12 protein-coding genes and 5 pseudogenes are annotated in these 22,810 nt (G+C 63.7%); 8 read left to right on the top strand and 9 right to left on the bottom strand.

Features of this window, described 5'->3' with window-relative positions; all coding sequences use genetic code 11:
• Nucleotides 1–92 precede the first annotated feature (92 nt).
• The 6 genes from OG462_RS01205 to OG462_RS01180 all read left to right on the top strand — a co-directional run bounded on the left by OG462_RS01205 (nt 93) and on the right by OG462_RS01180 (nt 7,710).
• On the top strand, nt 93–2,054 hold the full coding sequence (locus OG462_RS01205; protein WP_406053709.1) for a S9 family peptidase: 1,962 nt from the start codon (nt 93–95) through the stop codon (nt 2,052–2,054).
• A 24-nt stretch (nt 2,055–2,078) separates the two neighbouring features.
• The gene (locus tag OG462_RS01200) at nt 2,079–3,956 is read left to right on the top strand and encodes an ABC transporter substrate-binding protein (RefSeq protein WP_406053707.1); all 1,878 of its coding nucleotides are present in this window, start codon (nt 2,079–2,081) and stop codon (nt 3,954–3,956) included.
• A 14-nt stretch (nt 3,957–3,970) separates the two neighbouring features.
• Nucleotides 3,971–4,924: an ABC transporter permease gene (locus OG462_RS01195; protein WP_406053705.1), complete on the top strand. Its 954-nt coding sequence runs from the start codon at nt 3,971–3,973 to the stop codon at nt 4,922–4,924.
• A 141-nt stretch (nt 4,925–5,065) separates the two neighbouring features.
• Complete coding sequence (locus OG462_RS01190) at nt 5,066–5,914, top strand: ABC transporter permease (RefSeq protein WP_406053703.1); 849 nt, start codon at nt 5,066–5,068, stop codon at nt 5,912–5,914.
• Entirely contained in the window at nt 5,911–6,903 is a 993-nt protein-coding gene (locus OG462_RS01185; protein ID WP_406053701.1) for an ABC transporter ATP-binding protein, read from the top strand. Before OG462_RS01190 ends, OG462_RS01185 begins: the two co-directional genes overlap by 4 nt.
• A gap of 9 nt (nt 6,904–6,912) precedes the next feature.
• Nucleotides 6,913–7,710, top strand: coding sequence for an ABC transporter ATP-binding protein (locus OG462_RS01180; RefSeq protein WP_406053700.1), 798 nt, complete (start codon nt 6,913–6,915; stop codon nt 7,708–7,710).
• A gap of 1,287 nt (nt 7,711–8,997) precedes the next feature.
• On the opposite strand, the gene OG462_RS01175 is transcribed toward OG462_RS01180, so the two are convergent.
• The 6 genes and pseudogenes from OG462_RS01175 to OG462_RS01150 form a co-directional block, all read right to left on the bottom strand.
• Complete coding sequence (locus OG462_RS01175) at nt 8,998–9,330, bottom strand: Lsr2 family protein (RefSeq protein WP_406053698.1); 333 nt, start codon at nt 9,328–9,330, stop codon at nt 8,998–9,000.
• A gap of 1,343 nt (nt 9,331–10,673) precedes the next feature.
• Nucleotides 10,674–11,589, bottom strand: a pseudogene (locus tag OG462_RS01170) (transposase family protein).
• 388 nt (nt 11,590–11,977) lie between these two features.
• Nucleotides 11,978–12,357 (bottom strand): annotated as a pseudogene (locus OG462_RS01165) (transposase); the annotation flags it as partial.
• An 849-nt stretch (nt 12,358–13,206) separates the two neighbouring features.
• Nucleotides 13,207–13,599: a DUF6632 domain-containing protein gene (locus tag OG462_RS01160; RefSeq protein ID WP_406053696.1), complete on the bottom strand. Its 393-nt coding sequence runs from the start codon at nt 13,597–13,599 to the stop codon at nt 13,207–13,209.
• Between the two features lie 272 nt (nt 13,600–13,871).
• Nucleotides 13,872–15,575 carry an alkaline phosphatase D family protein gene (locus OG462_RS01155; RefSeq protein ID WP_406053694.1) on the bottom strand — a complete coding sequence of 568 codons (1,704 nt, stop codon included), beginning with the start codon at nt 15,573–15,575 and terminating at the stop codon, nt 13,872–13,874.
• Nucleotides 15,576–16,764: 1,189 nt separating this feature from the next.
• Nucleotides 16,765–17,214, bottom strand: a complete 450-nt coding sequence (locus OG462_RS01150; RefSeq protein ID WP_406066919.1) for a hypothetical protein — start codon at nt 17,212–17,214, stop codon at nt 16,765–16,767.
• Nucleotides 17,215–17,332: 118 nt separating this feature from the next.
• Between OG462_RS01150 and OG462_RS01145 the strand changes: the two are divergent.
• Nucleotides 17,333–17,547, top strand: a pseudogene (locus OG462_RS01145) (IS30 family transposase); the annotation flags it as partial.
• 274 nt (nt 17,548–17,821) lie between these two features.
• Here the strand turns inward: OG462_RS01145 and OG462_RS01140 are convergent.
• Nucleotides 17,822–18,025 (bottom strand): transposase family protein, encoded by a 204-nt coding sequence (locus OG462_RS01140; protein WP_406066294.1) that lies wholly within the window; start codon nt 18,023–18,025, stop codon nt 17,822–17,824.
• 594 nt (nt 18,026–18,619) lie between these two features.
• Nucleotides 18,620–19,424, bottom strand: a pseudogene (locus tag OG462_RS01135) (transposase family protein).
• A 204-nt stretch (nt 19,425–19,628) separates the two neighbouring features.
• On the opposite strand from OG462_RS01135, the pseudogene OG462_RS01130 reads away from it, so the two are divergent.
• Nucleotides 19,629–20,173: pseudogene (locus tag OG462_RS01130) on the top strand (transposase family protein); the annotation flags it as partial.
• A gap of 7 nt (nt 20,174–20,180) precedes the next feature.
• On the opposite strand, the gene OG462_RS01125 reads toward OG462_RS01130, so the two are convergent.
• Nucleotides 20,181–22,799 (bottom strand): LuxR C-terminal-related transcriptional regulator, encoded by a 2,619-nt coding sequence (locus OG462_RS01125; RefSeq protein WP_406066292.1) that lies wholly within the window; start codon nt 22,797–22,799, stop codon nt 20,181–20,183.
• Nucleotides 22,800–22,810 lie beyond the last annotated feature (11 nt).

Here is a 22,810-nt window from a genome sequence, read left to right as displayed (position 1 = left end):
GCATGCCACGTGATTCATCGGAAGGTTGCTCCATGGTGGGTGTTCCCACGGCTCCGCCCCGTCTATTGTCTCCTGACGCGCTCAAGGAGCAGGTGGCGATTGGGCAGATTGCCCTGCACGTCTCCGGTGACGGCCAAGGCACGGTCGTGTACACGCGCCGGGAGATCCGTGACGGCTTGGATCGCATCGATCTGTGGGCAGTGGACTATGACGGAGGGGAACCCCGTCGGCTCACGGACGGTCCTTCCATCGACACCCACCCCCGGATCGCGCCAGGCGGTGGATCGGTGGCGTTCATCTCTGATGACGGTGATCTTCCGGCACAGGTGGACGTGGTGTCGTTGGAGACCGGCAGCAGGCATCAACTCACTGCCCTTCCCGGAGGAGTCCGCGATTTCGACTGGTCCCCTGACGGGCGGTGGCTCGCCGTACTCGCTCAGGACGTGGATTCTCCATTCGAAGTGGCGGCCGCGCCACCGTCAGCGGACGCGGATGCCAAAGACAGCTACGGTGTGGTCTGTCGTGTGATCGAGCGTTCGAACTGGCGCTTTGACGGGGAAGGGCTGAGGCTGCGCCCGTTCCATGTGCACCGAGTGCCTGTGAGTGCCGACTCCACCTCAGCGCGTCAGCTGACGTTCGGCCCCGAGTTCCTATCTCGTCCACGCGTTGACCGTGACGGTGTGATCCATGTTCTGGCCGACCTGCGGGAGGACGCAGACATTGCGCCGTGCCCCCAGGTGCACAAGCTGCAGCCGGGGCCGCAAGGCACACAGGAGTGGGAGCAAGTCACATTCCTGGCTGGGGGAGTGCGGCGCTATCATCTCGCGGCTGATGGCAGCATCGTCGCGATCGGTCACGACGTCGCTGCCCCGCGTTCAGCCGAGCCCTCACAGGCGTACCGGATCTTGCCCGACCTGAGTCATGTGCCATTGCTCGGCGACTCCGTGGCGGACCTCTGGGTCGGCGAGCTCGGCGGTGAGAGCGATCTGCACGACTGGTGGACCGATGGCGACGACTCGGCGGATGTCACCACGGTCAGCATTGGCGGCGATGTGCTTCCTGTCCGCCTCAGCAGCGGGGAACGCCTGCTGGACGCCCGCTATGGATGCCAGGTGTCTTCCATAGCGGAGCACGGTGGGCGCACTGTCGCCGTACTGGTGCAAGGAGCTCTTTGCGCACCGGAGGTCTACGCCCTGGAGGGCTCAGGATCTCGCCGTCTGACCCAGCACGGCTCGCTCTGGCTGGACCGCTACGTGCTTCCTACTGTGGAACGCAGACAAGTGCCGGGCCCGGCCGGAAGCATCACCGTCTACCTTGCAGAGCCTCCCGGTCTGGTGGACCGGACAGCGGTGCCGCTCGTCCTGGCCCTCCACGGCGGTCCGACGCTCCAGTGGGGCATGTATCCCACTTTGGAAGCGATGATTCTGGCCTCTGCCGGCTACCGAGTGGCCATGCCGAACCTGAGAGGATCCCTTGACCAGGGCCGTCACTGGGCCGGCAGCTTGCACGGTGCTTGGGGAGAAGTCGACGCCGCCGACGCTCACGCCGTGCTGGACCACCTCATCGAGACAGGTCTTGCCGAGCACGGCCGCATCGGTGTGTGCGGAGCGTCGTACGGCGGCTTCCTCACCTATTGGCTTGCCGCCACCAGCCCTCGCTTTGCCGCGGCCGTCGCGGAGAACGGGGTCAGCAATCAGATCACGGCGTGGAGCGCCTGCGACACCGGCCCCACGTACGCAGAAGCCGCAGGGCTGGGCGACCCGACCAGCGAAGAAGGAGCAGCCCGCCTGTGGAGGGCCTCGCCGTTGCGCCATGCCGAACACCTGAACACCCCGCTCCTCATCCTGCAGGCCGAGGACGATCTCCGATGCCCCCCCGCGGACAACGAGCAGATGTTCATCGCGCTACGCCGCCTGAGCCGGCATGTCGCCTATGTGCTCTACCCGGAATCCGACCACCTGATGCAAGGCACGGCACGGCTGGACCGGCGCGTCGACCGTCATCGACGCGTCATGGACTGGTTCCGCCGCCATCTGCCGCTTCATCGCACCTGAAAGACAGGAAGGCCCGCACACGCCATGCCCGCATCCTTCAGCCTGCACCGACTCATTCGGCTCACCGCTCCGCTTGCCGCCGCGATCGGCCTCACCGTAGGCGCGAACTACGTGATCCCCGCCGAGTCGCTCGCCACAACGCCGTCAACAGGGGACTACCGCATCGGCCACGAACAACCGATCGACAGCATCAACCCTCTGGGGCAGCAGAACATCATCGCCAACACCGTCTCCCAACTGTCTTATGACCTCCTGCTGAACTACCGCACCCTGGACGGTCGCCCAGACCTGGAGCACTCGCTTGCCGAGTCCTACTCGCTCTCCCCGGACGGCAAGACGTGGACGTTCAAACTCAGATCCGGTGTCACCTGGTCCGACGGGAAGCCCTTTACGAGCGCGGACGTCAAGTGGACCTACGACGCAGTACGTACCAACGAGACCAACATGCTCAGCGGGTACACGACCAGCGTCCGTGAAATCGCCACACCCACCCCCCTCACCGTGCGCCTCAGCCTGACGGAACCGGACGCACGACTCGACTCCGTCTTCATTCCGATCCTTCCGAAGCACATCTTCGCCAGCGTGCCCATCGACAAGATCGACAAGGCGCCGGTACCACTTCCCAGCGTGACCACGGCACCGTTCAGCATCAAGAAATGGAACAAAAACGGCACCACGGAACTTGTCCCCAATCCAACTTTCCGTGGCGAGAAACCTCAGATGAAGCGCGTGCTCTTCGTCCACTATGACGACGGCGAGGCCGCACTGCGCGATCTGAAGCTCAAGGGCCTCGACATGGTCTCCGAGGGCAACAGCCGATGGGTGGAACAGCTCAAGACGGCCAAGGACATCAAGGTCTGGGGTGCTGCATCCCCCGGGTTCTCCGAAATAGCCTTCAACTCCTGCCCGCCCAAGGGAGCCGGGGCATGTTCAGGACCGGGCAAGGGGGCAAAGGTCTCCGTAGTGCAGGATCCCGCTATCCGGCAGGCCATCGCATGGGGCATCGACCGCGAAGCCCTCTCCCGCACGGTTTACGGCGGCCAGAACCCCCCTGCCTACGGACTGATTTCCCCTTACTACTCGCGATACTTCAAAGACCACTCTCGCGACGCAGAGATCGGCTACCAGTACGACCCTGCCAAGGCGCGAGACATCCTGAAGGCCGGCGGCTGGGACTGCACCCGGCATCCATGCACCAAGGGCGGCACACCCGCACGCTTCGAGATGATGGTGCGATCAACCGAAGACCAGGACCAGAATGCCGTACGTCGCATCCGTGCCTGGGCAGCAGACCTGGGCATCACCATCGACATGGCCGTCGTCACCGAAGACGCCCTCAACAATGCCATCTACGCACCGGGCAAGGACGATGACCACTACGCGCCCACCTTCGACGCCTTCTACTGGGCATGGTCCGGAGACATCGGTACCCCGGACTTCAACTTCGAAGTCCTCCGCACAGACAGCACCTGGCAGGACTCCTTCTACTCCAACCCCGCCTATGACCGCGTTTCCCTGAAAGCCCTGAAGAGCACAGACCCCGCAGAACGCATGTCCGCCATGCACGAGGCGGAGAAGATCGCCATGAAGGACCTGCCCTACATCCCCACGGTCTACTCACACAGCCTCACCCTCACCCGCAACGACACATGGCACGGATACCTCACATCACCGCAGCCGAACGGATCGCCCTTCGGAACGAACTGGCTGCAGCTGACTCACCTGCGGCCAGGACCCGACACGGCAAGCGCGAAGAGCCAGCGCCCGAATGCGGGCCCCCGGCAACTGTCGCTCCCCTCGGTAGCGGTGCTCGTTGCGGCAGCAGCGGGCGTCGGATTCATCCTAGGACGACGCAGGAAGCCGTCAGTAAGTCACCTGCGCGACTGGACCGATGAGGACTGAGAAAGGCGAGCGCCATGAACATGTTGAAAAAGTTGCTCACCGCAGGCAGCACCCTGGCCTTCGTTCTCTGCTTCAACTTCTTTCTCTTCCGCGCCGTCGGTGACCCCAAGCAGGACCTCGCGCGCAACCCCAAGCTGTCGAAAGCGGCACAAGACGCCATCATCGAGCAACGCGGCCTCGACCAGAGCCAGTGGATTCAGTTCAAGCACTATGTGGCGGACACCCTCTCCGGCGATCTCGGACGCTCCTTCGTCACCAACCGGCCCGTAGTCGAAGAACTCATCGATGCACTCCCCGACACCCTGCTCATCGTCGGTGTAGCCACCGTGCTCGCGTCCCTCATCGGCCCCTGGATCGGTCTCCACGCGGGTTGGAAGCGCGGGCGAACACAGGACACCCTGCTCACGCAGAGCTCCGTGGTCCTGTACGCGATACCCGTCTTCTGGCTCGGCATGCTGCTGATCGTCGCCTTCGCCCAGGCCATCCCTCTCCTACCGACCGGCCACGCCACGGAACCAGGATCAACCGCAAAGGGCATGGCACACGCAGTCGACATCGCAAAACACGCCGTACTACCGATCACGACACTGACCCTCGGGCTACTGGCCCAGTACTCCGTGAACATGCGCAGCTCCGTCGTCACAGCCATGCAAGAGGACCACATACTCACAGCCAGAGCAATCGGCCTCCCACCACGAACCATCAGGCGACGCCACATCCTGCGCAACGCCCTCCTCCCTGTCGTCACCGTCATCGGACTCAACCTCGGCTTCGTCCTCGGCGGCGCCATCACAGTAGAAGCGCTTTTCTCCTGGCCAGGCATCGGAACTCTCACGATGCAAGCCATCCAAGGCAAGGACTATCCCCTGCTTCAGGGCCTGTTCCTGCTCTCCTCAGCAATGGTCATCCTCATGAACGTGGCCACTGACCTCATCTACAGCCGTCTCGACCCCCGCATCAGGAACTGACCGGAGACTGCCATGAGCGAATCCTCAGAACCCCGTCAGCTCCTTACCTTCACGGAAGAGCAACGCGCCACAGCCCAAAAGATCCTTACTGCGAATCGACGAGGACCCATCGGAAGGATGGCCCCAGCCACTCTGTCAGTGATGCGCGACGCACGCGGAGCAATAGGCGGAATCATCCTGCTTCTGTTCGGCGTGATGGCCCTCCTGGCCCCCATACTCGCGCCGCAAGACCCGAACGCGGCATCGTCGTTCTCAAGCGAGATCCTTACCGGACCATCGGCACACTACTGGCTCGGCACCGATGAGAACGGCCGCGACGTCCTGTCCCAACTCCTTCTGGGATCACAAGCATCCATGCTCGTGGGACTCGCCGCCGCGTTCGTATCCACCGTCATAGGAACCGCCGTCGGCATAGCCTCGGCCTGGTTCGGCGGCGCCATGGACCGTGCGCTGAGCATGCTCGACGACTGGTTCCTCGTCCTTCCTCTCATTCCCGTAGCCGTCCTGGCCGCCGCCCTGCTCGGCAACCGGGCATCCTCCGTACCCCTTGGGCAAACAGGCGTCCTGATAGCCGTGATAGGCGTCTTCGGCTGGGCCGGCACCTCGCGCATCGTCCGAGCCGAAGCCCTCTCCCTCAAGAGCCGTGCCTACGTGGAACGATCACGCGTCCTGGGAGCCAGCCACCTACGCGTAATCCGCCAACAGCTCATCCCCAATCTACTGCCCCTCGTACTCGCCAACTCCGTCATCTACGTCTCGCTCGCCATCCTGACCGAGTCAACGCTCTCCTTCCTCGGCCTCGGAGACCCCAACCGATACTCCTGGGGAGGAATGCTCGAATCCGCGCAAAGCGCAGGTGCTCTGACATCAGGTGCCTGGACCTACTTCCTCCCACCAGGCCTGTGCATCGCCCTCGTAGTCCTCGCATTCTCACTCGTCGGACACGCCATCGAGCACCGCATCGATCCTCGGCTGGGAGAACAAAAATGAACCGACCCGGCGCAACCGAGACCCTGCTCTCCATCCGCGGGCTGACCATCACCAGCAGAACCGTCCCCGGAGCCACCCTCGTCAATGACATAGACCTCGACATCCAAAAGGGCCGAGTCCACGGACTCGCAGGCGAATCAGGCTGCGGGAAGTCCACCACAGCACTCGCCATCATGGGCCTTCTCCCGCCAGGACTGCATCGGACAGCGGGAGAGATCCACCTCGCCACCCCTGCCGGCCCCCGCCCATTGCACACACTCTCCCCACGAGGCATGCGCTCGATCCGCTGGAGACGCATCTCCATGATCTTCCAAGGCGCGATGAACGCCCTCGACCCCGTCATGCGCGTCGGCGAGCAGATCCACGAAGCCATCCAGACCCACGAACCGGAACTGGACCGCCCCGAGACGAACCAACGAGTCGGCGAACTCCTGCAGCAAGTCCACCTCAACCCCGCCCGGGCCCGGGACTACCCTCACCAATTCTCCGGAGGGCAACGGCAACGACTCATGATCGCCCTCGCCCTGGCCTGCCGTCCCGACCTCATCATCGGAGACGAACCGACCACGGCCCTGGACGTCATCACTCAACGCCAGATCCTCGACCTGCTGCACGAGCTACGGAAAGACCTCGGGCTCTCCCTTCTGCTCATCTCACACGACCTCTCGCTGCTGAGCGAGGTGTGCGACGACATCACCGTGATGTACGCAGGACAAGTCGTCGAACAAGGGGCGCCCCATCACGTATACACGAACCCCCGGCACCCCTACACCGAGCGTCTCCTGGCAGCGCTGCCGACTTTTGGCCCTGTCCGACAGATACCGACTCCCATCCCAGGCCACCCCCCAAGCCCCCTTGAACCACGAGGCGCCGGCTGTGCGTTCGCCCCCCGCTGCCACCGGGCCGACACCCTGTGCACTACCACGGAGCCAGCCTTCCACGAGGGCGTGACACCACACCACACGGCACGCTGCCACCGCCCGAGATAGGACCTCGACATGCTCAGCGCAGACCGCCCTCTGTTCGAAACGCACGGCCTCGGTGTCGAGTACGTCGCACGCACAGCCTCCGGCACCGTTACAGGCCTAGCCGACATCGACATCCAGTGGAACAAGGGAGAAATCCTCGGATTGCTCGGAGGTTCAGGCAGCGGTAAGACCACACTCGGGCGGACCCTCGTCGGGCTGCAACAACCGACTACAGGCGACGTGACCTATCAGGGACAACCCCTGAGCAGAGCACTGGCCGCCCGCTCCTTCCGCCGCGATGTACAGATGATCTTCCAGGACCCATATCAATCCTTGAACCCGCGCCGCACCGTCGGGCAACAGGTAACGGAGGGACTGGACATCCATCGGATCGGCACACCAGGACTGGAACGAACAGCCCTTGCGGTCGCTGCGCTGGAACAGAGCGGACTCACCCCCGCTGACCGCTACTGGCATTGCCACCCGCATCAACTCTCCGGGGGGCAACGGCAACGAGTGGTCATCGCCGCAGCCCTCGCGCTGGGTCCTCAGGCACTCGTGTGTGACGAGCCGGTATCCGCGCTGGACGTCTCGGTCCGCAGCCAAGTACTGCAGGTACTCAAGCAACTCCGCTCAGATCACGGGATAGGCCTGCTCTTCATCACGCATGATGTCGGACTCGCATGGGCCCTCTGCGACCGGTTGGCTGTCCTACATCAAGGGCAGCTCGTCGAATGCGGTGCAACCGAGGCGGTACTGAAAGATCCTCAGGCGTCGTACACGCGCGCGCTTCTGGCAGCCATGCCACGGCCGCTGCGACACGGTTGAGCAGACCTCAACACAATCCCGACTCTGATCAGGATGCCACACGAGCGGATCTGCAACCGCAGCAGAGCGCTATGGGAGCAATCGACTCATGGGTGCTTCACCTGGTATCTGCCGGGGCTCATTCTGCAGTACGCAGAGTAATGGAAACTTCCCGGCGACTCGTCGGCCGGCACTGGGTAGCCTCAGCGTGATCACTGATAGGGCCTGAGGCCGGATCGAGCCGTGAACGCCGCCGAGGTGTGGCGTAGGCAATGTGGCCCACGACCACCGAGCCATTGAGGTGCCCGACGAAGTGTCGTACTGGCCCGCGCTTCGACAGGACGTGCCCCGCGAGAATCGAGACGGGCAACCGCGGCGCGAACCCCTGCAGGGAGCGAGACCACAGCAGCCGCTCACCTTGGTCGCCAGCCTCGGCGGGCGTACGCCGGGGATTTTCAGCCGGTGAGTCGTCGGGGTGGGGACGGCCTTGGCGATTGATGTGAGGTTGTCGGGGGTGCAGGGTGTTTTTCTGGGGACGCGGGAGGTCTTGATCCGGGCGGTCGCTCTGTCCACCGGCTGTCTCGGGCGGGAGTGTGCCCGGGCGGCGCATTTCTGCGCGATGGCGGGGTCCTTGCCGGGCCTTGTGCGACGCGGCACCGTCTCCGGCTCCCTGGTGCGCCTTGCCGGCCAGGACGGGGACGTCGAGCCGGGTACAGGTGGCGGTGATCCGGTGCTAACGGGCCCCGGCCGGATCATGGGCCGGCCCGGCACCTCGAGTGAGATCCACACGAATGTCCCGTCTGGAGCGGTGATGGCCTGAAGGGTCACGCCGTGCCTGCGGTGCTTGCTCAACGCTGCGGTCAGGCGTGGTACTCCCGGCCGGCCGGAAGCGCTATGACCATACGGATGCAGGCGAGCGGCGCCCGCACCGATGCCGGACCCGACGGCGATGTGCGTGTCGTTCCTGCGCAGGTACACCAGCCGGCCAGAGCACACCGGGACGGCGGCAGCTTGAACCTGCGGTCACCCTCACGGGCGACGATCAGCAGCGTGCAAGCAGCCACAGAGCCCCACCGATGAAGAGCGGAGGCCGAACACCTCACTCAACATCCGTGGGGCTCAGCCCACTCCACCCCCACCCGATAAGTGACCTAGGTTCAAATGCTCACCTATCGACCGGTGTGTTGGTGGGAGCCCAGATTACTCGGGACTCCCACCAACGCGTTGATCTGGGAGGAACGACCCGTAACTTCAACGGGCCGGCCCAGGAGCTCTCGAATCTACGCCGGAGTGGAACAAGAGGGTGTTTCAGTGCGCTGCTTCGTACGCCTCGCGCACTTCGGCGGGCACTCGACCGCGCTCGTTGACCTCGAAGCCGTTCTGCCTGGCCCATTCACGGATCTCGGCGGTGGACGGCCCCTCTACCTGGTTGCGAGGGGAAGTGAGCTTCCTCGCCTTACCGCGCACCCTTCGGCCCGACTTCAGGTACGGGCCCAAGGCATCGAGCAACTGGTCGTAGCTGTCCGGAGAGAGGTCGATCTCGTATTGCACTCCATTGAGCGCAAACGTGTGGGTCGAGCCCTCCTGCGTTTCCTGTCCGGTCAGGTCGTCGATATAAATCGTCACGTGCTTCTGTGCCATAAGGGCAGAGTACACCTTCTGTCGCGCAATGAAACCTCGAGGGAAGAGGAGACTCGAAGAGTGTGATACGAAAGGGTCCTGTGTGCCAGAGAATCAGGACTCTACGCCAAACACCGGTCCGGATTTAGAGCACGGTTACCGATGGTCACCTTGAGGGCTGAGCGCGAGGAGCGCCTTTTATCGGTTATCCCGCGAATGATACGTGATGTGCCGGATGGCCCGGTAATGCGTTCCGATGGGTCGGAGGAAACCACCTAGCGGTAACCAGGTGGCTGGTAGGGCGTGTTTCGAAGTCCTGCCGGATGGCTCGAGTCGACATCGCAGATTGAAGCTCCGCGAACGCAGCAGGCTTCCGTGACAACAGCGGTTGCGAACCAGAAGGAGCCTCGTAGTGGTGCTCTACCGTTCTCAGCCGACGACGCCAACTAGGTTGCCTCTCCGTGCTGTCCGCGACCGGCACGTCGCGTCGGCCGCGGTGCCGCCTCACCTACTCGTAGGTGGCGCTATTCGTCGACATGACGGATGTCGAGTGGCGGTTCATCGAGCTATTGCTGCCTGCCTGTCGATGGGGGCGAGGCGGGCGCTCGGGAGGAGCGCCGCCGGCGGAAAATCGTCGATGCTGTCCCGGCATGTGGTGGGCAACGGGCGTAACGACCCCTAACGAAATGATCTTTCGGCTGGTTGGATGGCTCTGAGATCTTTGATCTGGATCTGCGGGGTGGCTTGGCGGAAGCCGTGGGAAGTGGATGATGGGATCTCGGCGGTGATCGGATCGCTCATTGTCGAGGGTGAAGCGTGGGGTTTGTCATCCGGGGCGGATGTGGCATCCGGGCCGACTGGTGTTCCAGGGCAGCACCTGTTCGTCCTGTATGCCGGGATCGTGTGGGAACGCCTCCCGCAGGAATTGGTTTTCGGATCGGGCCTGACCTGTCGGCGGCGTCTGGCCGAGTGGCCCGAGGCTGGCGCCACGGCTGCCCGAGGCCCTTCTCGCTCGGCTCCGCGGAGCGAACGGTCTGGACCCCTCACGTCCGACGGTCGAGGGCTCTCCCATACGCGAGCGTCTGGCCCGGGCCCTGGGCGTGAAGCCCGTCATCGCCCGACGTGGTGTCCCTTGCGGATCCGGTCTCGGCACCGACCGCTGGATCGTCGAGCAAACGTTCGCCCATCTCTACCGGTTCCGCCGACCACGGATCCGCTGGGAAGTACGCGTCGAAATCCACGAGGCCTTCCTCAGCCTCGCTTGCTCACTCATCTGCCGGCGGCGCCTGCAGTCATTCGGTAGCAGTTCTAACGAGCTGGTGCGTGATAGAGGTGGAGCCGTGTCTGCCTGATCGAGGTCGTGGTCAGGCGTTGGCGGTGCGGCCGGAGACGAGGTCGGCGATGGCCCGGCAGGTGTCGGGCAGAGTCTCGCGCCGGTGGGTCCAGCGGGTCAGCTGCTTCCAGCGTTTGTGGTCGGCGAGTGCGTGCTTGACGGTGATGCGTTTCGATGAGTGTTGGTGCCGGGCTTCCTCTCGGGCGGCATACACGTGCGGGAGGGCGACCTTGTTTGGCTTTCTGGGTGGGGTGATCGCCTGGCCGGGGTGGTCGCGGCGGAGGCCCGGACATCCGTCGTTCAGGAGAAACCTCCACATCGGGGAAGTGCTGGAAACAGACACTGATGCCTTCGTTGCGCGTGGCAGTCGCGTCATGCATCCGCCCTGGCCGCAGGGCATCGGTCCACAATGTGCGGCCCTGGTGGTCTGCGATGACGGTGGCCTTCATCGTGTTCTGCTTCGTCTTCCCTGAGACGAACGCGCCGCGTCCGCCGCGGCCGGCCAAGGGGCGGCGGACCTGGATTTCGGTGGCGTCCAGAAACAGCTTTGTGCCCTCGGCCTGGGCATAGCCGAACGCATCGGCCAGGGTCCGCAGCCGCAGGCCAGGACGGCCGGGGACCGCACATCCCCGCTCGGCCGGAGCCGTCCGTATTTCCCCGATGGCCCGGGTGACAGTGGAACGGCCGGCACTGGACAGCAGAGCAAGGACCGAGTGCGGGAGATCGTGCCGCAGATGGATCAGAGTGGCGACCAGCCGGTCGGCAAACACCAACTGGTACCGGGCGCCGGCACCCGCGGCCCGCTTCCTGGCCCCGCCGCGTGCCTCATGACGACGGCCCTCGGCACCGGCCTGCCACGGGCCGTCCAACTCCGCGACCAAGCAAGCGAGATGAAGCCGGGAGACGCCCGTGAACAACCGATGCACGAGCACCGTCCGACTGACCATGATCGCCACACTCGGATCATGCCACCCACCAGCACGGACGCCTCACCCGCAATCACGCACCAGCTCGTAAGCGGCGGGCTCTGCCGGTCGACTTCCCACAGCATTCCACCGTGTATGCCTTCTTTGTGTAGTGGGAGCGCACGCAGCACCTCGACGACCTCCAGGACGCACTCCGTGATCGCCTTCATCGCAAGGTGGGACGCGTCAACGAGCCGAGCGCAACCGTGACCGGCTCGTAGTCGGTCCGCGCCGCCCGAGACCGCCGCCGTCGTCAACCGAGGGTGGGACGCCGACAAGAAGGTGGGGCCGCAAGCGGCATACCGCGGTCGACGCCCTCAGCCTGCTCTTGGTCGTACCGGTCATGGCGGCCTCGGTCCAGGACCGTGACGGCGCCCGGCCCTGCTCTCGCAGCGGCGGCAGGTCCACCACCGAATGCGGCTTCGTTGACGTGGGCCGTAGTAGAGCACGGTCTGGGTCACGTCGAGAAGGCCGGCGTCCTCGAGTCGGCGCAGGACCGCTTCGTGGAGTCGGCCCCCCACGCCGGCCCGCGACCAGATCGGGAACCGGCGATGCACGGTCGGCCTCAAGACGCCGAACCGGGTGGCAGCGCCCCCAGGCACACCCGCCGACCAGCACGCAGACGATGGCGGCGAACAGCGCCTCATCAGGCGTGTCCTGCGTACCGCCGCCCTGCGGCCGTACCCGAGAAGGCAGGATCAACGGCTCCGTATTCTCCAGCAAACCATCCGGAACAATCCCAGCCCACATGGATGGCTGAGGTCCAGGTGTGGGCTGCGGAGTCGGACGCCGTGTTCGTACAGGTGGCGGGCCGGTTCGCCTAGGCTGATCCGCACTGGCGGCGCGACTATCTGCGGGGTCTGCTGGCGGGTGGCACGGAAGAACGGTTGGCAGCTGGCCGAATACACAGGTCATCGCATCCCGGATGGTTTCCAGAGTCTGTTGAACTCACGTGCGGGGTGTTCGTCGCGTCGCGTAGGCCACGAGCTTGGGACGGGCTTTGGTGGTCTGGGACGCGGATGCGGTCTGTGACGACGTGGGGGAGCATGTCGACGAGCGGATCGGACCGGGCGGTGTGTGTGATCTCGACGACATCGAATTCATCAAGAGGGGATCCACCGCGGCCGGGTCGGCCGACAGTACAGAGGCATCTTGGGGAAGACCGACCACGCCTCGCGATCAACCCACCCATCATGATCAAAGAATGTAGCGACAAGCGCTAGAACCGAAGGAGCAACCGAGCAACCGGTCCGTTGCTCGAGGAGCCAGGTGACGGCGGGGTGATCCAATCGTGGGCTCTGAGCCCGCTCAAGACGAGGAGCGGGCCGCCTCGGCCGAAGCCGGTCAGCACGCTCGGTTCAGCGGTGATCTCGACAGTCAGCTCCGGCCGCGATCCGCCCAATGCGAGTCCGGGCAGGTATCCGACCTGGCAGCCTGCGTCGCGGGCCACGGCCGGGCATCTGATGTATGCAGGCGCGCTGGTCCGCAGTGTCCAGGACACTTCCCGGCCGGGGCGGGCACACACGGCCGTGGCGGACGGTCTTGTCGATTTCCTCGAAGACCCCGCGCACCGCTGATTGGAAGCCAGCAGGCTGGGACTCAGCCTGCTGATGTCGAGGTACGACGCCGACGAAGGTAGCTTGCTATCCCGTGGGTCGGATGCCCCGCGAGTAGGACGATGGCACCTGCGTATGTTCCGGCCACGTCTCCCCAGGCCAGCAGATGTTCATGCTCCGAGTGATCGGCTGAGGCGGAGAGGAGCATGGCCGTGGCGTGCAAGAGGTTGGACGCGATGACGTAGTCGACGAGTGGCCTGTAGCGCAGCGGGTCCCGCGCCCCCCAGACGAGGAAGAAGCCCAGGGGGACGTAGATGGCGAAAAGCATGTGCTCGAAGGCTGGCATTCTGTGAGGTTCGCCCCACACCCACCCCGGTGTGGCGGAGATCACCAGTACCGGGTAGAAGACGGCGTAGCCAAGTCCTGCCACCGTCATGGCTATGCATGACTCCCTTGGTATCGCAGTGCCTTCTAGGCGACTACCCATTCTTTCCTCCGCGCTCTTGTGAGGTATGAGCTGAACTCGGCAGTCCTACTGGATGCCCAGCCACTTCGATACTGGCCGACTAACCTGGTTCGTGACCTGGAGCGATCGGCTTGGCATGGATCAGGTCTGACCAGCCGGGTTCGAGTCCCAGAAGATCGGTTTGTGGAACAGACACCGGATAGCGGCTGGTCGCGCCGTCTCAGGCGCGACCAGCACACGGGTCAACGCGGTGGTGTTTTCACCCGCTCCAACTTCTGGGTTCCGTGGAGAGTCCGGTAGGAACGATCCCAGGTTGCCGTCGCGTTGGGATCGGTGCGATCGGAGAGGACGTAGTAGTCCATTTGGGCACGCTCGGCGGAAACATCCAGGACTCCAAAGCCGTGGGAGTCGAGGTCGACCCACTTCAGATGACGGTTGGCTGCCCGCAAAGCAGTGGTGCCCACAAGAGACACAGTGTGGGGCGGCACCTTCAGGATGTCGTCGATGTTGTCGGACGTCACCGAAGTGACAACGAACTCAGTGGCCACAGAGTCAGAGAAGGGATACGTGGCTGCTTCGAAAGGCACATCACTCGCCCATGCAGAGTGGATGTCACCTGTCAGGAAGACCGTGTTCTGGATTCCGAACTTCTTGAGATGTCCGAGAAGCTCACGGCGATCGGCCGTGTAGCCGTCCCATTGGTCGGTGTTGACCGCCAAGCCTTCCTGCGGAAGACCCAGGAGCTTCGCCAGGGGACGCGCCAGATATGCTGGCAGAGAGAGGAACTGGACGGGTGACATCATGACGGAGTTGCCGACGAGACGCCAGACGCTATTGGACTGAGTCAGACCGGACTTGAGCCACTCCATCTGGGTTCTGCCGGTGATTGTCCGATCGGGAGCGTCCACATCACTTCCTGGACCCCAGTCACCTTCCGCAGAGCGGAAAGAGCGAAGATCCAGCAGGGCGATGTCTGCCAGCCTTCCATAGCGAATCCAGCGATAGGTCGTGCCTGCGACGGACTGCCGGACTGGCATCCACTCGAAGTACGCCTTCTTGGCAGCCGCCATGCGTGTTGACCAGTCGCCCTCGGAAGCGGGTTGATGGTTCTCGGCTCCCTCCGCAGTAGCGTTGTTCGCGAACTCGTGATCATCCCAAATTGCGATGGCGGGCAGCGAGGCATGCAGACGCTGAAGGTCTGGATCGGTCTTGTAAGTGCCGTGTCTCAGACGATAGTCGGCAAGGCTGACGATCTCGTGCGAGGGCTGGTGTGGCCGGACCACTTGATCTCGGGCGGTGTACTCGCCTGAGGCGTACTCGTAGATGTAGTCGCCGAGGAAGAGCACAGCATCAAGGTCACCACGTGCCTCCAAGTGCCTGTACGGGGAGAAGTAGCCGGCCTCCCAGTTGGCGCACGACACCACACCAAGACGAATCCGATCGACCATCGCATCGATGGCCGGGGCCGTGCGGGTCCGGCCCACGGGAGACTCCGCTCCCTGCATGCGGAAGCGGAACCAATATGTGGTCGCGGGCGCGAGACCTCGAACATCGATCTTGACCGTGTGATCGGCCTCAGGCCCTGTGTTTACCGAGCCGGAGGCCACGATGTGAGTGAACTGACGGTCAGTCGCTACGCTCCAGTCCACGACGGCGGCAGGGCCCCGTCCTGAGCCTGGAATAGAATCTGGTGTCGGGGTGACCCTGGTCCACAGCATGATGCCATCGGGCAACGGGTCGCCGGAGGCGACGCCATGCAGGAACACCGGAGCCGTATAGGTCGCATGGGCAACGCCGGGAGCGGTTGCGCAGGACACGAGCGCGACTCCCGTGGCGGCTTTCACGACCGAGCGCCGAGTGGGCTTCGCCGAATTCTGTGTGGTATGCGTCACAGGCGCAGAAATTACCAGTAGGTAACCGGATCGGCATGAGTACACCCTACTCATGCGCTTTCGGCAAATTGCTCATACCCGCAGCGGCTGCTCCCGCTCATCAGCCGGCTTCGGCCAGGCAGGAGATTCCGACGATTGACCCGGTCGGACAGGAGGATCAAGAGGGATCTCAGTCAACCGGTCGGCCAAGTTGTTGATGCTTAGGGCAGCAGGGTGTTGGCGTGGACGCATGCGATGGTGCGAGCGTTTATCCAACAGGAACTAGCGAAAGCCTTGGCGCGGAAGTCTTTTCATCGAACACTTGTCGATCAGTCCGCCGTATCATCCACGGCGGCAAACGTTCCCGTGGCATCGCGGACTCCGCCGGGTGTCACCGGGCACTGGACGTGGAAAGGTCACCGTGTGCCCGGTGACTGCCGGCAACTAGTCGGTCTAGCAGGTTTCAGCACCGGACGGCGTTGTGTAATCGGTGTCGCAGTGGGTGTAGTCCGTGTCGCGACACTGCGTGGCTGATGCGCCGCAGAGCGTCTTTACGAGTGTGAAGAAGCCACACCCGGGATGGGCGGACAGTCCCACTTCTTCGCTGGGAAGCATCTCTAGGTTGGCAATTTCTGGCATGATAGTCCCTATTCGCTCGCGATATACTTCATTTACGGATTTGTGGCTAGATGGCTCATCGGTGACGCCCGAATGCCAGTGGAGGTTCTACACCGGAAGACGGAGACCTGCCTCAGCAACGGCGATGCCCGGACTCGGCACTGCTGCAATAGTGGCAGGTCGGGTTGCTTTCGGCGTGAGTACTCCGCACCCTAGTTCTTCCCGTCGGCAGAAGTGCGATTGGAGTGGCTGCGCATCAGCCCTCGGTTGTCGTTGACCGCTGCGATCGGTGTGGCAAGAGGAGTTCCACAGCATGTCCGTCTCGCAAGTCGATCGCTCAGTTCACATCGGCGACGGCTATTGGTGAAATCCTGGAACCTCAAATGACAGCACAGTGCGCTCCGTGTCAGTAAGGGTCCACCTCTGACAAGCTCGTTCGATGGTGGATCATGGTGGCATGATACGCCGTATTGAACTTACTAATCAGGAGTGGGAATTGCTCGCCCCGTTGAGCTCCCTGTAGTAGTGAGCGGCTTATGATTCCGTGGATCGGTCAACGGCAGCTAAGATGAAGTCTGAGTGGATTAATTTCAATTTAATCCAACTGGCGGTCATTTTCGCCACCCGAGGCACTTGGTGTGCCCAATCAGTACCAGGGCTCGAATGCCCACCCGGTGGCAAAGGGGGTTGGGAAGCTTTCCATCCAGGAGTACCGGACCGAGGTAGATCCTGAAGCCTTTTCGGGGCCCCAGGTGAAGTCGTCAACCCAGACGGTATAGACCTTTGTTGAAGCATTAATCGCGAGTGCTTTCACTTCGCGCTTGTAAGCAAGTTGGTTTCCGTCGTCATCCCGGAGGGTCGCCGTAATGGCAACCTCTTTGGAAGATCCTGATCTATTTTCCACCTCGGTGTAGGCACGATCCGCGGTGGTCCCCGACCACTGAATGCAGCCACGCATCCAGACGTTTTGGTTAATTGTCCAGCTGCTGCATGAAGTTCCGCTAGCCGCCTGAGCGTTTCCAGCGGTAGCTCCGATAAACGCCCCAGCTGCTATCGCCGAGGTGAGCAGTGCCGGAATGATCCTTCTCTTTTTCATGCTCCCAATCCCCTGGTTTGTTGGCCAACACCTCAAGATAATGCTGGAACTCTCTTACCGCGTGAGCACGGAGTACTCGTCTTCGATCAAGCTCTTCGACCTGCACCTGTCGCTGGCCTGGGACCGCGGCACGAACGAGAACACGAACGGGCTGGCGCGGCAGTACTTCGCGAAGGGCACGGACCTGCCCCCGTGGCAGGCGGACGACCTCGAGGCCGTTGCCTTCGCCCTCAACTGCCAGCCCCGCGAACCCTCGGATGGAAGGCACCCGCCGAAGCCCTCACGAACACCCGCTCTCGATCCAAGAAGCGGGTGTTGCAAACGACCGGTTGAGTCCGGATCGCGATCTGGCATCGCTGTGGCGGATGAGCTGGTCCCGCCTGGCGGGCAGGGGTGCATTCGTGGCTGCGACACCACAGCGTCACTCCCCGGGGGCAGGTCGACCAGCCTCAGACCCTGCTTGGCCGAAGCGTGCCAGCCGACGATGAGAGCAGTCAGCCTGGCAAGGCGTCCGAGGCGGGGCCTTGACGGCCTTCTGCTTGTTCTTCCCGGAGACGAACCTGTCCCGGTCTTTACGTCCGGGGCGGCAGGCCGCCGGCCCCGGGTCTCAGTGCCGTCGATGTTGCCGGTCTTCCCGCTCGCACCGAGGTGCTCGACGACCACGGCCAGCGTCCGCAGCCGCACCCCGGGACTGACGGTGCACCCCCCGCTGGGCAAGCAGGGGCCGCACGTCGCCGATGGCGCGGGTGATGGTGGAGCGGTCCACACTGAACCAGCAGGCCAGCACATCGTGCGTGGTGCCGTGACGCAGATGAACGAGGTGGTCAGGAGCCGGTCGATGAACACCAGCCGGGTGCTTCGCACCGGCGCCCTCGGCCCGCTTCCGAGGCCGAGAGTCAGGCCTGTCCTGGTGACACGCATGTCACAACGGACCCGCCTCGGCGATGAGTTCAGCAACCACGTGGGCCGACAGACCCGTGACCCGGCGGTTGCTGATGACCACTGCGCGAGTCGTGTTTCCACCACCTGCCCATGATTACCCATCCAAGGCCCGACGTCTCGCCGGGGCGAGCCCGACCTGATGCCGTTCCTGCCACAACGGGCTGACCTCGGAGACGAGTTCAGCAATCACCGCAGGCGAAAGCCCCGTGATCTACCGGAAAGGCCTGCCAGGGAGCGGTCGACGATATGACGGCTTTCCGTCACAGGAGCCTGGCAAGGACCTCACCATCAAACAGAGATCTGAAACCGGGCCTGCTCCCACCCGAGGCGGCCCGGCGAAAGAGCCATCGCGCGGATGCAAGATCTTTACCTAGCCTGACTCAGCCCCCAATAGGCGCACGTCAACCCCCAGAACCATCCTCACCCTGGAGACTCACCGCTGAAAATGTTCACTGAGGCGTTTTCATCCTGAATAGCTGCAGGTCAGCAGGGTGTGGATGGCCTGAACGATGGTGCTGATGCGGCGGGTGGAGCATCTGGCTCGCCGGAGCAGTCTCCAGGACTTCAGCTGGGCGAAGGCGCGTTCGCCGGGGGCGCGGAGCCGGGCGTGGTCGTGGTTGAACTGCTGGTAGTGGGCGGGCTGTTCGCGGTGGCGGTAGTAGGGGGTGCGGACGGTGGCGCCGGCGCCTTGGTAGGCGCGGTCCGCGAGTACGAGGATGTGCCTGGTGAGGCAGGCCTGGGTGATGCCGTGGGCACGGGCGGCGGTCAGGTCGTGGGTGCGTCCCGGCGTGGCCCGGGAGAACCAGAGCGGTGTGCCGTCCGGCCGGGCGATGACCTGGACGTTCATGCCGTGCTGCTTGTGCTTCTGTGAGTAGTACGCTCGTCCGCCGCGATTCGGTCGGTGGCGATCAGGGTGCCGTCGACGATGACGAAGTCGCCCTCGCCCAGCCCGGTCAGGGCCTCGTGCAGGCCCGGCGCCCACGCCGCGAGGACGTCCAGGGTCTCGTCGACGTAGCGCCAGGCCGTCGCGGTCGAGACGCCGAACCCGGCCGCGAGCTGGGCGAACGTCTCGTTCTTCCGCAGATGGGCCAGGACGAGCAGCGCCTGCTTGAAGCAACCGAGCCGTCTCCACGGCGAGTTCAGTTCACGCCTTCGGGCGAAGATAAGCCAGGAGACATGCTCGACGAGCTCGTACGGGACGTCGAGCATGGAAGGATGCGGAACCAACAGGGCCCCTCGGTCGCCGGTGTGATGAGTGAGATCACCACGCAAACGACCAGGGGCCCTGCCCCGTCACACCCCCGCCCACCAGGTCATTCCACCCTCCCGGCACAGGATGAAAACACCTCACTGAACCTCTTTCATCTTTCATCCTGGCTGGCGGAAAGTGGGCTGGTCAGCGGGTGGGGTGACGAGGAGGGCCCCACTCAGCACACCGGCAGCCGAGGAGCCCCTGCTGGTCCCGGATCCCGGGTCTATCCCAGGCCGCCGCCTGGCGGTATGCCGACGAGATCCTAGACGTTCTCGCAGCGTGGGCGCCGACCCTGCGGGAGGCCCTCGTCGGCCCGGATGAGAGCGATCACGTCGTCTTCGACGGCTCCCCTGATTCCCACCGACCGGATCCGCACGGACGATCCGTACTGCCCGATGAAACATCGCAAGCACGGTATGAACCTGCAGGTAAAGCCCGCCCGGACGGCACACCGCTCTGCCTTCTCCCGCGCGGCACCCGGCCGCACCCATGATCTGACCGAGGCCCTGGCCCACCCCATCGCCTCCGACCGCTCCCACCAAGGCGCCGGCGCCGCCTTGCGCACCCCGTGCCACCACCATCGCGAACAGCCCGAGCATCACCAACCGTTCAACCGCGATCATGCCCGACCACACGCTCCCGGCGAACGGACCTTCACCCAACCGAAACCTGGCACCTCATGCACAGAGCCCACCGCTCACCCGACACATCAGCCGCACCCTCCAAGCCATACAAACCCTAGCGACCTGCGGCTATTCGGGATGAAAGAGGTTCACTGTGATTGCGTCTTCATTGCCTTGACGAGCTCCTGGCGAGTGGTGACAGAGAGCTTGGTGTAGGCATGCTGGAGATGGTTGTTGACGGTGCGAATCGAGAGCTGGAGCGAGTCGGCGATCGCCTTACTGGAGTTGCCTGAGGCGGCGAGCACTGCGATCTCACGCTCGCGCGGAGTCAGCGGTATGGCGGCATCTGCGAATGTCAGTAGGGGTGTATGAACCCCCGGACAGAGGGCCGCGTATGTCTTGGCTTGATTCGTTGCGGCGGCGGCCTGTCTCGATTGTCCCTGCTGTTGCAAGGCTACCGCGGCTGCGTTACTCGCTTCGGCAGCGAGAAGATTTGCCCCGATTTCACCAAATTTATGTGCTGCCTTATTGAGGCCAGAGGAGTCACTTGCAGCGAGGGCGGCAGCGAAGGCGGCTCGTGCGGCAGAGAGGCGGCCGACACAGATCTCAGCCAACTCTGCAAGCCGATCAGCGACTTCAGCTGCACCACCGAGGCGAGCAATGTCGGTCAGCAGTCGTGCTTCGGAGATGAGGCGGCCGGATTTTCTAGCCGTGCTCGCTCCTTCGTGCAACGTGGCTCGCGCCTCGGCAGCGTGCCCACGAGCACCAAGTATCCAAGCCTTACCGGAGCATTCTTCGGCGGCCAGATGAGAGAACTGAGCGTATGCCTCAAGGTCTGCGATGGCGGATTCAGCGGCTGGAATGTCGCCGAGGAGTGCCGAACAAGCAGCCAATCCAGATGCCGCAGACCGCAACAACCAAGTGTTGCGGTCTCTTGCTAGGCGGCTGACCTCGGCGAACGAGCGCCTCGCCTCGCCCAGATCGCCAGTCAACCAATCCGTGCCAGCCAGTACGTAGAGCAACGACGTTCTTGTCCTTGTATCCACCGCTGCTTCCAAGCCCTGCTCGGCAAGGAGCCGTGCACGACTCAGCTCCCCAAGTCCTGTGTACGCCTCGATGAGCCCTGGCAGCTGAGCCGTCGAATGGTGAACGACGACCTCAGGATCAGCAGAGGCATGCTCGATGTAAGCGCGTTCCCCCAACTCCACTGCCTCTGCTGATCGGCCTACGTCACCCAGACCAACCACCTTGAGTGCCATCCCATAGGTGCGAGCGCGGATGTCGGGGAATTCCTCGACACCGTCGAGGAATCCCAACCCTGCCACTGGATCCCCGGCAAAGATCTGCATGGCCCCATGGTTGATGGCCAGCACGTTTTGCATGACTGGATGACTGACGCTGGCCTCGGCAGCCTCATTAATCTTCATTGCCTCATGCACCTTGCCCAGGCCCCAGAAGAGATTCTGCGTGCGCTCCATGACGATCGCGAGTGCTTCCTCATCGCTCGTCGTATGCTCAGCGGCATCTGCGAAGACGTCTTCGGCCCGAGTGAAGTCATTCAGTTCATAGTGGGCTTCGCCGTAGAGCAGGCGAGTAGCCGTGGTGTGCTGTCTTGCAGGCAAGGCTTGCAGGAGCGATACGACCTGCTCATAGTCGTGGGCGTGGCGGGCAAGGCTGGCAGCAAGGACCAGTTGCTCGGCGTCTGCGGTGCCCGTGGCTGCCAGTCGCCATGTGGCAATCCGCAACGGATCATCGTGTCGTCGAGCGCCGTGAGCCTCGACCCTCTGGACCTGGTTCAGCAGCAGTGCCCGGCGCCGCAGCATAGGAGTGCCCGCTCGCAAAACCTCTCCGTACAATGGGTGAGCAAGTGCAATGGTTGTTCGATGCGCGTCGTGGCTGAGATAGACCAGCCCCTCATCCTCGAGTCTTGCAACAAGCTCGCTAGTGGCGACTGCTGTGGCGTCGGCAAGGGACAGCGGCTCGCATTCGGCGATCAACTCAAGGACCGGCCGTGCATCCGGGCCAGCTGCAGTCAGCCTCGTACTGATCAGTTCGGTCAGTTTCGGCGTTCCCGCACTGCGGCCTCCGGCCAGCTCCCAGATCTCCCCGTCGCTCGACAGAGTGCCGGCTTCCAGCGCGCCTGTCACCAATTCCCTCAGATACAGCAGGTTGCCCGCCGAAGCGGCGAACAGCTCGTGCACTGTTTGGCGCCCTACAGCGCCTCCCAGAGCCGCCCGCAGAACCGCCCCGATACCGTCGCGATCGAGCGCACCGAGCTCTATGCCGCACATCCCCCCGACACTGCACAGGGCCTCGCCAGCCTCACTCATCCTGGTTCCGCTGCGTACCGTCCCGACCAGCCGCAGCACTCCGGCCTCCAGCATTTCGCGCAACAGGACCGCCGACGCAGCGTCGAGCAAGTGCAGATCGTTGACCAGAACCACCCGCTGGCGGCCGCCTGCCCTCATCACCCGCACGACCTCGGCAAACCCGTGGCCTGGGTCAGCGAGATCCACCCCTGCCGGAATCAGGTGAGCGATCGCTCCCAGTGGCACGCCCGCAGCGGCCGCAGACGCCGTCACCCTGCCGCCCTGCCATCCCGAACGCACCATCTGAGCGAAAAACTCTTCGGCAAGACGGGACTTTCCCACCCCAGCCGCTCCATGGATCACCACGCCCGGGCACCGTGGTTTAGACCAGGCCACCTCGAGCACGCCCAACTCGGCCTCGCGTCCAACCAACGGCCATCGCGCCAAACGCTGCCGCACCACCACGACAA

Origin of the sequence: Streptomyces sp. NBC_01077 (assembly GCF_045162855.1) — a bacterium.
Lineage (GTDB): Bacteria > Actinomycetota > Actinomycetes > Streptomycetales > Streptomycetaceae > Streptomyces.
Note: the sequence above shows the minus strand (reverse complement) of the source record. Positions and strands in the feature narration are given on the sequence as shown.